The organism is Prevotella sp. DNF00663 (assembly GCF_001553265.1).
Lineage (GTDB): Bacteria > Bacteroidota > Bacteroidia > Bacteroidales > Bacteroidaceae > Prevotella.
The window spans coordinates 1-13167 of record NZ_KQ960584.1 but is presented as its reverse complement, the minus strand read 5'-3'; the positions used below and the strand labels follow the sequence as shown (position 1 = coordinate 13167).

The 13167-nt window shown below is 46.8% G+C and carries 9 protein-coding genes; 6 read left to right on the top strand and 3 right to left on the bottom strand.

The window, feature by feature from the left end; all coding sequences use genetic code 11:
• Positions 1–215: 215 nt before the first annotated feature.
• Complete coding sequence (gpmI, locus tag HMPREF3034_RS00420; RefSeq protein WP_036896154.1) at positions 216–1760, bottom strand: 2,3-bisphosphoglycerate-independent phosphoglycerate mutase; 1545 nt, start codon at positions 1758–1760, stop codon at positions 216–218.
• Between the two features lie 221 nt (positions 1761–1981).
• Between gpmI and HMPREF3034_RS00415 the strand changes: the two genes are divergently transcribed.
• Positions 1982–2797 (top strand): ion transporter, encoded by an 816-nt coding sequence (locus tag HMPREF3034_RS00415; protein WP_036896156.1) that lies wholly within the window; start codon positions 1982–1984, stop codon positions 2795–2797.
• Positions 2798–3242: 445 nt separating this feature from the next.
• Here HMPREF3034_RS00415 and dusB read toward each other — a convergent pair whose 3' ends face one another.
• Positions 3243–4226, bottom strand: a complete 984-nt coding sequence (gene dusB, locus HMPREF3034_RS00410) for a tRNA dihydrouridine synthase DusB (protein WP_036896158.1) — start codon at positions 4224–4226, stop codon at positions 3243–3245.
• A gap of 139 nt (positions 4227–4365) precedes the next feature.
• Between dusB and nrfH the strand changes: the two genes are divergently transcribed.
• From nrfH to HMPREF3034_RS00385, 5 genes are all read left to right on the top strand, one after another.
• Positions 4366–4977 (top strand): cytochrome c nitrite reductase small subunit, encoded by a 612-nt coding sequence (gene nrfH / locus HMPREF3034_RS00405; protein ID WP_062432334.1) that lies wholly within the window; start codon positions 4366–4368, stop codon positions 4975–4977.
• A gap of 210 nt (positions 4978–5187) precedes the next feature.
• A complete protein-coding gene (nrfA, locus tag HMPREF3034_RS00400) occupies positions 5188–6684 on the top strand; it encodes an ammonia-forming cytochrome c nitrite reductase (protein ID WP_062432331.1) in 1497 nt (498 codons plus the stop codon).
• Between the two features lie 114 nt (positions 6685–6798).
• Positions 6799–8061 (top strand): cytochrome c biogenesis ResB family protein, encoded by a 1263-nt coding sequence (locus tag HMPREF3034_RS00395; RefSeq protein ID WP_062432328.1) that lies wholly within the window; start codon positions 6799–6801, stop codon positions 8059–8061.
• Positions 8048–8836: a cytochrome c biogenesis protein CcsA gene (gene ccsA / locus HMPREF3034_RS00390; RefSeq protein WP_036896166.1), complete on the top strand. Its 789-nt coding sequence runs from the start codon at positions 8048–8050 to the stop codon at positions 8834–8836. Before HMPREF3034_RS00395 ends, ccsA begins: the two co-directional genes overlap by 14 nt.
• A gap of 9 nt (positions 8837–8845) precedes the next feature.
• Positions 8846–9823 (top strand): Gfo/Idh/MocA family protein, encoded by a 978-nt coding sequence (locus HMPREF3034_RS00385; protein ID WP_062432323.1) that lies wholly within the window; start codon positions 8846–8848, stop codon positions 9821–9823.
• Between the two features lie 327 nt (positions 9824–10150).
• Here the strand turns inward: HMPREF3034_RS00385 and HMPREF3034_RS00380 are convergent, their stop codons facing one another.
• Positions 10151–12487, bottom strand: coding sequence for a glycoside hydrolase family 3 N-terminal domain-containing protein (locus HMPREF3034_RS00380; RefSeq protein ID WP_062432320.1), 2337 nt, complete (start codon positions 12485–12487; stop codon positions 10151–10153).
• Between the last annotated feature and the right edge of the window lie 680 nt (positions 12488–13167).

The window sequence follows — 13167 nt, the reverse complement described above, 5'->3', positions numbered from 1 at the left end:
ATTTCTAAACTAAGAGTTTTGCAGAGTTCTCCTATCATTGATATTGAAGACGGTATCATCACTTTACTGGCCATCTACGATAAGGAAGAACAAAGCACTATCACTAAAAAAGAGATTCAACAACTATTAGCAGAATTATAATTCTGTCCATCAATAAACCACAAAGCGCCTGCATGGTAATCATGCAGGCGCTTTTATTTTATTTCTTTACGAGCTTAATACTTTGCAGCGATAAACTCACCGGTATCAGAAATCAGATTCTCACCAGTCATATCGGTAGGCTGTTCCAAGCCCATGATATGGAGGATTGATGGAGCCACGTCGGCCAAACGACCGTCTTTCACCGTAGCACTGTTATTGTCTGTAACATAGATGAATGGCACCGGATTCAAAGAGTGAGCCGTGTTAGGCGTACCATCCTCATTGATTGCATTGTCAGCATTACCATGGTCGGCAATGATAATGGCTTCGTAATCATTCGCCTTAGCCGTTTCAACAACCTCTTTCACGCAATTATCTACAGCATGCACAGCCTTAGCAATAGCATTATAGATACCTGTATGACCTACCATATCGCCATTAGCGAAGTTCACCACGATGAAGTCGTACTGCTGAGTCTTAATAGCTCCCACCAATTTATCCTTCACTTCGTAAGCACTCATCTCAGGTTTCAGGTCGTAAGTTGCCACCTTTGGCGATGCCACCAAGATACGGTCTTCACCTTCATAAGGAGCTTCACGACCACCATTGAAGAAGAATGTCACATGAGCATACTTCTCTGTCTCGGCTGTATGCAACTGTTTCTTACCCAAACCTGAGAGATATTCACCCAATGTATTCTGTACATTCTCTTTCGGGAAGAGCACAGTTACGTTTTTAAAGTTCGCATCATACGGAGTCATAGTGAAGTATTGCAAATCCTTAATGGTGTGCATACCCTGCTCATCCATATCCTGCTGTGTCAACACCTGTGTCATTTCCTTGGCACGGTCGTTACGATAATTGAAGAAGATTACTACGTCGCCTTCCTCAATCTTACCATTTACAGTGCTGTTAACGATAGGTTTGATGAATTCATCGGTCACACCCTCAGCATAACTCTCTTCCATCGCCTTCACCATATCGCTGGCTGCCTTACCCTCACCATTCACCAAGAGATCGTAAGCAGTCTTTACACGGTCCCAACGCTTATCGCGATCCATAGCATAGAAACGACCTACGATGTCAGCAATGTTGGCATCGTTCTTCGCACATACATCAGTAAGCTCCTGAATGAAGCCCACACCACTCTTCGGATCGGTATCGCGACCGTCCATAAAGCAGTGTACAAACAGATTCTTCAACCCATATTCCTTACCTATCTCTACCAAACGGAACAGATGGTCGAGCGAAGAGTGCACACCACCGGTAGAAGTCAAGCCCATCAAGTGGAGTTTCTTACCGGTCTTCTGAGCATAACTGTAAGCTGCAACGATACCCGGATTCTTGGTAATAGAACCGTCCTTACAAGCACGGTTAATCTTTACCAAATCTTGATAAACGATACGTCCGGCACCAATATTCAAGTGACCCACCTCAGAGTTACCCATCTGACCATCGGGCAGACCTACGTCTTCACCGCAAGCCATCAACTGTGAGTGAGCCGATGTAGCTGTCAAATAATCCAAATAAGGAGTCGGTGTATTATAAATCACGTCTCCTTTTCCATGCTTTCCGACTCCCCATCCATCGAGAATCATCAATAAAGCTTTCTTTGCCATAATGAAGTACTTATTAGTATTTGTTCTTTTATTATCCTAGTCGAGAAATGGTTTCATCGTTCTCTTTCATTTTTCGACCGACAAATCCATTTCTATTATTGTTGCAAAGTTACGATTTTTACTACTAATGGCAAAGGGAGAACAGATAAAAGAAATAAACGTTTTCAGCAATTTTCACCCTGTTACATCCTAAGTATCCGGAAAATTACTATTTTTGCAATATGAAGAAACCAACATGGATGGAGAGGAAGCGTCTCTATAACATTATCTTCGAAGCCGATACGCCCGAAGGTAAAGCCTACGACGTGGCACTCATCATCGTCATTCTTGTCAGTATCATTGTCGCTTTCATAGAGAGTATTCAGTCGTTGGCACTCACCTACAAGTACATCTTGGAAGTATTAGAGGCGCTCATGACCGTACTTTTCACCATCGACTACTGCGCCCGACTCTATTGTTCGCCACGCCCAAAGGACTATGCCCTTAGTTTTTTCGGCGTCATCGACTTCATCTCCACCATTCCACCTTACCTCAGTATCATCTTCCCAAGCGCACGCTACATGATACTGTTGCGCTCGTTCCGCTTCATTCGCATCTTCCGCGTCTTCAAGCTCTTCAGCTTTCTCAACGAGGGCTACCTACTCCTGCAATCCCTTCGACGCAGCATGCGCAAGATTATGGTTTACTTCATGTTCGTTTTGATACTCGTTACGTGTATCGGAACACTCATGTATCTCGTAGAAGGTAATCAACCCGGCACCCAATTTACCGACCTTGGCACGTCCGTCTATTACGCCATCGTCACCATGACCACCGTCGGTTACGGCGACATCACACCCACCACACCTCTCGGACGACTGCTCTCGGCCTTCGTCATGCTGCTTGGTTATACCATCATCGCCATCCCCACGGGTATCGTTACCGCCACCTTTGTCGATGAAACCACTCAAAAAGTGGAGCACGGCAAATGCCCCCGATGTGGTAACAAAGTCGATCCTAACGACCGATTCTGCAAACATTGCGGTGAGAAATTATAAAAAGAATGAGGTAAATATAGCTGTAGATTCCCAACGGACGCAACATATCGTATCCCTACAAACCCTCATGAAATACGATTCCAACAACTAACGAACTTAAAAACAAAATCACTTACAAACTCATCCCGTTCACTTGTCAACCCGTCTACTTGTCAACTAGTAGAGTGCAAAGGCACACCAGCTTTACTGCCTCGCCTTTTCTGCAATGCTGCAAAACCCGAACAGTAATGTTGACTAGCCGTTGCAATCTGCCGGTTAACAAATAAATGAGCCAACAAGCAGACTTGTTAGAAATAAGAAATGAGAAATAATAGAAGGTATGAGACGTTAAACATGCCAGTTTCTACGACTTTAGGCTTGCCCGAAACGCCAAACCTCTGCATAGTCAAATGCCTTTACGCTTCCATAAAGAGAGTCATTTCAACACCTTTTAATTTTTATCTATCTAGCCTCTCAACCGATCCCGGCACTGTTCCAGTATCTCCATCAACTCATCGGCTTTCTGTGCACGCAGCATGGCGATACGCGTTTGGCGGAAATCGGGAATACCTTTGAAGATGGGACTGGCAGCCAAATGGCGACGCGTATGGAGTATACCGCGGTATTCATCAATACGTTCGATGTTAATACGCAATTGTTCTTCAAGCACATCAATCTTCTCATCAAGAGTCAACGGCGTAGCATCGACGTTGCCATCTAGATGGTCTCTGATATCTTTAAATATCCATGGGCATCCGAAAGTGGCACGCCCCACCATGACAGCATCCACACCGTAGCGGTCGAAAGCAGCGGCAGCCTGCTCCGGAGAAGTCACATCGCCATTGCCAATGATGGGAATATGGATACGCGGATTGTGCTTTACCTCGCCTATCAGCGTCCAGTCGGCCTCGCCAGTGTACATCTGTGAGCGCGTACGACCATGGATAGTCAAAGCTTGGATACCGCAATCTTGCAGCTGTTCGGCTAATGTAGTGATAATCAAACTGTTGGTATCCCACCCCAATCGAGTCTTCACAGTCACCGGCGTATGCACGGCTTTCACCACTTCACGCGTAATATCGAGCATCAAGGGGATAGTGCGTAGCATGCCCGAACCTGCACCTTTGCCCGCCACCTTCTTCACTGGACAACCGAAATTCAAATCTATGACGTCCGGATGAGCTTCTTCCACGATCTTGGCAGCCTCAACCATCGACTCCACATCGCGCCCATAGATTTGTATTCCCACCGGGCGCTCATCGTCACTGATAGTGAGTTTCGACACCGTCGACTTGATGGAGCGCACCAAAGCCTCGGCACTTACAAACTCGGTATACACCATGGAAGCACCAAAACGCTTGCATAGCAGTCTGAAACCTATGTCGGTAACGTCTTCCATCGGCGCCAGAAACACCGGATGTCGACCATATTCTATATTGCCTATTTTCATTTGCCGACAAAGATACATAATTTCTCGCAAACAAGAAAAATACTTCTTTTCCTCATAAATAAGGATATTTTTCTGAATTATTGACAACTCGCATCCTTATTTATGATTATATTTGCGAACAATAATCTGATTATGGCCTATGGATTTTCGTAAGCTCATCACATGGAAAGACCGCCTGTCGGAGAGACAGAAAATAACATTGCTCGTTCTTAGCGGTGTTATCGTGGGGTTGATAGCCCTCTTCTTATACCTCTTACGCATGCACACATATCTTATTGGCGACGATCCGGCAGCCTGCGTCAACTGTCATATCATGACACCTTACTATCAAACGTGGGAACATTCCAGCCATGGACGCGACGCAACGTGCAACGATTGTCACGTACCTCACCAAAATATGGCCATGAAATACCTCTTTAAAGGGGTCGACGGTATGAAACATGTGGCCTATTTCGTAACCAATAGTGAGGCTCAAGCTATCAGGGCAGAGACCGCAAGTTCCGAAGTCATCATGGACAACTGTATCCGTTGCCACAAACAATTGAATCAGGAGTTTGTCAAGACGGGACGTATAGACTACATGATGGCCAAGCGTGGCGAGGGAATGGCATGCTGGGACTGTCACCGCAACGTACCACACGGTGGCATGAATACGCTATCGAGCACACCATGGGGCGAAACCCAAACACCTATTCCCAGCTCTCCTGTCCCCGAATGGTTGCAGCATTTGCTAGGACACTCTACCAAATAATATCACGATTAAACGAATAATCAAAACCAAACTTTCGCAAGTTGAAGGATGGATAGAATTAAATAGAAGTTAACTGGAGATAACGGGAGGTAACAGGAGATAACAGACATTTGTCCGATAACTCCCTTTGAACTCCTCCTAACTCCCTTTAAATCCCGATAACTCCTCTATTGAGCATACATACGAAACTTAAATTAAAATATCAGAGATATGGCAAAGCAATTAAAACGTTGGCAAGGATGGCTCCTTTTCGGTGGAGCTATGGTCATAGTATTCGTGCTTGGACTCATCGTTAGTTCGCTATTGGAGCGCCGTGCCGAAGTAGCAAGCGTGTTCAACAATCGCCGGACGATGTTCAATGACTCCATTGTATCGCAGAACGAGAAGTTCAAAGAAGACTTCCCACGCGAGTATGAGACGTGGTCTATGACGGAAGACACTTCGTTTGTAAGCCTATACAATGGTTCAAGAGAAGTAGACATATTGGAAAAACAACCAGCTATCTGCGTCATTTGGGCAGGATATGCTTTCTCACAGAACTATAACACCCCGCGTGGACACCGTCATTGCCTCGAAGATCTGCGTAAGATATTGCGTACCGGAGCCCCCGGTGTAGAGGGAGGAAAGGAGATGCAACCCGGTACTTGTTGGACTTGTAAGGGGCCGGACGTACCCCGACTGATGCGAGAGAAAGGTATTGGCGCTTTCTATGGAGCCAAGTGGAGCGATTGGGGCAACCAAGTGATGAACACCGTGGGCTGTTCCGACTGCCACGATGCACGTACCATGGAGCTTCGCCCGGCTCGTCCTGCTCTCTACGAAGCATGGCAACGCGTAGGTAAAGACGTGCGCAAAGCTAGACATCAAGAGATGCGCTCACTCGTATGTGCGCAATGTCACACCGAATACTACTTTGAAAAAGAGAACAACAACTACTTGCACTTCCCTCAAGAGAAGGGTATGACCTGCGAAGCTGCAGAGGCTTACTACGATAGTATAGGCTTCTACGACTACATACACCCACTCTCTAAAACTCCTATCTTAAAGGCTCAGCACCCCGGATACGAGATGAGTCTGCAAGGAATCCATGCTCAGCGCGGTGTCAGTTGTGCCGATTGCCACATGCCATACATCCAAGAAGGTGGCATCAAGTACACCGATCACCACGTTATGAGTCCGTTGGCACACATTGATCGCACCTGTCAGACTTGCCATAGACAGGATGCCGAGACGCTCCGTCAGAATGTTTATGAGCGCCAAAAGAAAGTGTACGACTTTGCCGTCAAAGTGAACTCAGAGTTGGCCTATGCACATATCGAAGCCAAATTTGCTTGGGATAAGGGAGCTACAGAGCCTGAGATGAAGCATGTTCTCGACGATTTACGCAAGAGTCAATGGCGTTGGGACTACGCATTAGCTAGTCATGGAGCCGCTTTCCATGCCCCTCAAGAGGTGATGAGATTACTCGCTGCAGCCATGGAATATGCTAAAGATGCTCGTCTACAAGTAGCTAAAGTCGTGGCACGTCACGGTTTCACCGGCGATATTCCATTGCCCGACATCTCAACAAAGGCCAAAGCTCAGGCTTACATCGGTTTAAATATGCCGTTGTTAAAGCAAAAGAAGCAGGAATTCTTGAAAACGGTAGTTCCTGTTTGGATTGAGAAAGCACGTCAAAACAAGCGTTTCATCGCACAACCAATGTAAGAATTGGTAGACTATAAGAACTTTCCTGTCGGGAGTTAATAGAGGTAACGGGAGCTAAATACACTTAGCCTCGTTCTTCCATTAACTCCCGCTAAATACTAAACACACACACTTATGTGGAAAAAACCTTGGGGAATCATTGAAGGAAGTGCCATCGGAGCAGGCTTACTGTTAACAGGTGTCTTGCTTCAACTTACTATAGGAGGCATTGATTGGGCACTGATGGCGTGGCCGGTAAACATCTTTCTATTGGCCATCATACTGATGAGCATAGGCGTAGGTTATGCTCTTAGAGGCAGAATCTACGCTCTTCGTTTTATGATAACACCACAGGCTGCCGTTCCGGCCGTCGCTTTTGCGGCTTTATTGACGGTCATCATGGGACTGGTCAAGCAACTTCCACCCGACCATGCACCCACCGACCCCTTGGGATTCAGCCGCATGTTAAGTTCATGGCCGTTCATCTTGACCTATCTATGGGCTACACTCATCGTCGGACTAGCCACCGTTCACCAGCTTATCCATTTCCGCCGTCGAGCCCTACCGGCTATCATCAGCCATCTAGGGCTCTTCTTAGTGGTCGTATGTGGCACCTTGGGCAGTGCCGACATGCAGCGGTTGAAGATGTATTGCATGGAAGGGCAACCCGAATGGCGTGCTTTCGACAGTCACGGTACGATGCACGAGCTACCTTTAGCACTCCAGTTGAACCGCTTTTCCATCGACGAATATCCACCCAAACTGGTCATTGTCGACAATAAGAACAATATGCCGTTGAGCAAAAAACCGCAAACTCTGCTCATCGATGACAAATTTCAAGGTGGTACTTTAGGCTCATGGAGTATCAAGGTAACGCAACGTTTCGACGAAGCTGCGCCTCGTATGGTGCCCTCTAAAGACCCTCACAAGGCGCCACAATATACTTATAAAGAGTGGAAATCGAGCGGAGCAGAGTGTGCTTTGCATGTGGAAGCCGTGCAATCGAAAACCGGTCGAAAGGTGGAAGGATGGGTTACTGGGGGCAGCTACATGTATCCGGCAGAAGTATTACGCCTCAACAAGCACGTCAGTTTAGCCACTCCACCCCGCGAACCGCAACGTTTCGCCTCCGAGGTAGAGGTCTTCACCAAACAAGGCAAACACCTTGCCACCACCATAGAGGTAAACAAACCTTTCAGTGTGGCCGGTTGGAAGATTTATCAACTAAGTTATGACGAGCAAATGGGTAAGTGGAGCAATATGAGTATCTTTGAACTCGTGACCGATCCGTGGCTCCCTATGGTCTATATAGGTATCTTCCTGATGCTTGCCGGAGCCATTTTAATGTTCGTATTTGCACAACGTAGAAAGGAGGAGAAGCCTTATGACATGGCATGAATTTATCATTTTCGCTACCATAGCAGTGGGGCTTTGGACACTGGGAGCGTATGCTGCTTGGAAAAACATCACTAAATGGGCCTATATTCTCACTGGTATCGGCCTATTGGTGTTCTTCGCTTACATCCTCGGATTGTGGAATTCGCTCGAACGCCCACCCTTACGTACGATGGGAGAAACCCGCCTGTGGTATTCGTTCTTCCTGCCTTTGACCGGTATCATCGTTTATTCGCTATGGCGATATAAGTGGATTCTCGCTTTCAGCACGCTCCTTGCAACAGTCTTTGTGTGCATCAATATCTTCAAACCAGAGATACATAGCAAGACATTGATGCCTGCTTTACAGAGTCCTTGGTTCGCTCCACACGTCATCGTATATATGTTTGCCTACGCCATCTTGGGTGCAGCGTTTGTCATGGCGTGCTATCTGCTGTTCTTGAAAAAGTCGGTCGTCACCGAAAAAGAGTTCGACATCTGCGACAACCTCGTCTATGTGGGATGGGCATTCCTCACCATCGGCATGCTCTTCGGGGCTTTATGGGCAAAAGAAGCATGGGGACATTACTGGGCGTGGGACCCGAAAGAGACATGGGCGGCAGCCACTTGGTTTGCCTATTTAGCTTATATCCATCTGCGACTCGACCGCCGAAGCAGCCCCAAAGCAGCCCTTTGGATACTCATCGTGAGCTTCGTGCTGTTGCAAATGTGCTGGTGGGGTATCAATTATCTGCCTTCTGCACAGGGTACAAGCGTACATACCTATAATTTGAATTAATCAATTGATATGAAGAAATACAAGATTGGAATTATCGGAGCGGGCAAGATTGCCGCTAAAATGGCTCATACCATAGCTGGAATGGAAGAGGCTGAATGCTATGCAATAGCCTCACGTAATCAACAAAAAGCCGATGAATTCGCACAAAAATGGGGATTCCGAAAGGCTTACGGTTCGTATGAAGCGATGGTAAACGACCCGGATGTAGACCTTGTCTACGTAGCCACACCCCATAATTTCCACTTTGAACATGCCTCACTGTGCCTGCGTCATTACAAGCCGGTGCTTTGCGAGAAGGCTTTTACAGGCAATGCACGGCAAGCCGAACAACTCTTTGCCCTTGCCAAAGAGCAGAACACATTTATCACCGAAGCCATTTGGACGCGCTATCTTCCTCTCTCTGCCACGCTCAAAGAGTTGGTGGATTCGGGCATTATCGGCACTCCTTACATGATAGCAGCCAACCTTGGATATCCTATCAAGGACGTTGAACGCGTCAAGAAGCCAGAGTTGGCCGGTGGTGCACTGCTTGATTTGGGCGTCTACGCCCTCAATTTCGCCGCCATGCTTTTTGGTACAGACGTGAAAGAAATGTATGCCCACTGTATCAAAGCACCCAGCAGTGTGGATGCCCAAACCTCCATCACGCAGATATATCCCGACAATCAGATGGCTCTGTTGGCTTGTTCCATGTACGCTCGAACCGATAAGCAAGGCATCATATCGGGCGATTGCGGTCAAATCATCGTCGAAGACTTCAATCATCCGCAATCTATCACTGTATACGATAGCAACTATCAACCCATCAAGCACATTCCCCATCCACCTCATATCACCGGTTACGAGTACGAAGTACGTGCTTCTATCGAAGCCATAGAGCATGGTTGGCTCGAATCTCCCTACATGCCGCATGCTGAAACCATCCGTATCATGAAACAGATGGATGAGATTCGGCGACAACTAGGCATCGTCTATCCTTTCGATTAACAAAAAAGGTAGTTAGGATTAAGCCTTCCTCGTATTCATAACATAGTATATTTCTGTCCAAAGGACAGCCTATTCATAGCCGTAGGCCTTTAGGCCTACGGTAACAATGACAGTAAAAAACGAGTCTGAAAAACTCCCCTTTGTAACACAATGGATATTTAATCCGACAATGCAATGGGAAGTCTTTCAGACTTATTTTTTTTTGTTCCCTATCATTCCGGAAGCATCAAGGCATCCAGCTATTCAAAAGGGTTGTCCTATCGGACCAAGATACAGTCATAAAAATCTTGCTTATGACCGTAGTTTCGTATCTCTATACAGCTACTCTTACTCCCAAGTAGCAGTCTTGGTACAATTCAGTTTCACCTGCTGATTACCACAATGAAACAAGAATTCACCCTCTTCAAGTGCCCATTTCATATCACTATTGACAAAAGCCAACGAACGGGCGGGAACCTTCAAGGTCACGGTCTTCGTCTCACCGGGCTGCAAATCTATCTTGTCGAAGCCGCACATATTGCGATTATCGGGAACCAATGAAGCCACAACATCCGAGAAATACAGCAGCACAGCCTCTTTTCCGGCTTTCTGTCCACTGTTCGTTACGTCTACAGACACTGTCAACTCGTCGTTCACATCAAACGAAGTCTTGTTCACACGCAAATTACTATACTTGAAAGTGGTATAGCTCAAGCCTGCACCAAACGGCCACTGAACATCCATTTTAGCGTCGTAATTGTAGTTACCTGCCATCGTACTCTGATTCTCGCTCACCTTATAGTCGTATGTATGCAGCGAACTGGTGGTACGAGGATAGGTAAATGGCAATTTACCGGAGAAGTTACAATCGCCTGCCAACAGGTTGGCGAGCGCATCACCACCATAGTTTCCGGGCAACATCACGTCTACCACAGCCTTCGACAGAGGCACAATATCGTTGATGATACGTGGCCGACCACCGTTCAACACCAAAACAATGGGCTTACCGGTCTTTGCCAATGCCTTCACCAAGTGGCGCTGATTTTCGCTCAACATCAAACTGTTGAAGTTTCCGGGAGTCTCGCAATACGAGTTTTCACCCACACATGCCACGATGACATCGCTGTTTCCAGCTGCAGCTACAGCCTTCTCCAAATCAGAAGCATCCTCTGCTTCCCAGTCGGAACCAGCCTTATAGCGCACACCTTCGGCCAACGTCACATTCGCAGCACCGAACTTATTGGCCAAAGCCTTATAGATACTGTTGTACTTATCACCCACCAGCTGGTCGGTCTTATCGCCCTGCCATGTGTACGACCAACCACCATTGAGACCACGGAGTGTGTTGGCATTGGGTCCGGCAACGAGTATTCGCGTATCTTTCTTCAACGGAAGGATACCGTCTTCGTTCTTCAATAGCACCTCACCTTCCTCTGCGAAGCGTGTAGCCTCGGCTGCAAACTTGGACGAAGCAAAATCGGGATAGTTCTTAGCTATCCTCTCCGGCTTGTCCCATGTCTTCTTATCGAAGAGTCCCACGCGGTATTTGAAACGCAAGATACGGCTCACCGCATCGTCAATACGACTCATCGGAACAAGTCCTTCGTTCACGGCTTGCTTCAGAAGCGTACAAAAATCCACGCTATAGGGATCCATACTCATGTCGATACCAGCATTGATAGCCATAGCGATGGCATGTTTCTTGTCGGCAGCCACATGTTCACGAGTGTACAAGTTGTTGATGTCGGCCCAGTCGGTAACTATCATTCCATCCCAGTTTAAGCCATCCTTGAGCCAATCGGTCAACAATTTTTTGTTGGCATGGAAAGGCACTCCGTTGTTGGAAGCAGAGTTGACCATCAGCGTTAACGCCCCATTCTCCACACAATGTTTGAACGGTTCAAAGTAACGCTCCTTGAGTTCACGCTCTGTTATCATCGAGGGCGTACGGTCTTTACCCGTTACCGGTACACCGTAAGCCATGAAATGCTTGATGCTTACAGCCACGTGGTTCATATCGATGTGGTTAGGATCGGGACCTTGATAGCCTTTCACAGCCTGCACAGCCATCACGCTATTCACGTAATCGTCCTCTCCGAAGCTCTCCCACATACGTGGCCAGTTGGGATTTCTACCCAAATCCATCACCGGAGCATATACCCATGGGATGAGACAAGCGCGACTCTCGTAGGCCGAAACTTCTGCCACACGAAAGGGAATATTCTTGTTGAACGATGCAGCCTGCACAATGGGCTGGGGGAAGAAAGTAGCACCCATGGTATAAGTAGCACCATGAATCTGGTCTACACCATACACCTGTGGAATACCATTGACCGCCATCGACTTGCGATTTAGTTCGCTGATGAGTGTACGCCATACCTTGGGAGTCTGCGCAACGCTCAACGGGACGTTTAGAATCGAGCCCACTCGGTATTTACTGAGTACGGTATCGGTCTGCACGGCCGACAATGCGAAGCCGGTCTTTGCCTTGGAGAAGTCGGTGATAGCGTCTATCGTTATCTCACACATCTGTCCCACTTTATCGTCCAACGACATCTTAGACAATTGCTCTTTCACTTGTTTCTCTATGTTGGCATCTGGTTTGATAGCCGGACGTACGCTCTGCGCCCATGCACAGAAACCCACTTGGAGAGCCAACATCGTTAATACGAGTTTTCTTTTCATTCGATTTGTAGTTGTTATTATTAGGTAATTTGTTGTTATATCTACGATATTTGAATTGGTAGAGCTACTATATAAAATACGTATATATATGGCCTTTCCCCTTACTAGAGATCGCTTTCATCAGTAAACCGGTTTATTTGTCTACTCAATTTATTCTCCCTCTCCTTGGGAGAGGGCTGGGGAGAGGCTACTGCAAAGCCCCTGCAACATCACTGCATAGCTTCTTCAGCATTGCTGCCAAGCCGATGCAGCATCTTTGCCTCGTCCCTGCAGCAACTCCATTGTGAGAACGTTGCCAGCCAATGGAATCAAGCTTGCGTTAGCAAATGTACATAAAAATCGGGATATATCCTGCATTTCGTATATAAAAAGCAGATGAAAGGAATGGAAAAGTAGTATGTTAGTTGTTAAGTTTTTTAGTTGTTGGAGGAAGATAGCATAAGGGTATGGAGGGGTAACATGTCGCACTAGTATCCCAATGAACAGGCATTATCAAGGCAATAGTAGAGACGGAAAATCTTCCACAGCTGTCCCAACACTACTAATATAAAGACTCCTGCCGACCATGAGACTTCCCATTATATTATCTAACACATAAAATGCGACATATAGGGGAGTCTTTCAGACTCGATTATTATCGCCATTGGTAGAGGGTGTGTCAAAATTGATACCCCCTCTTT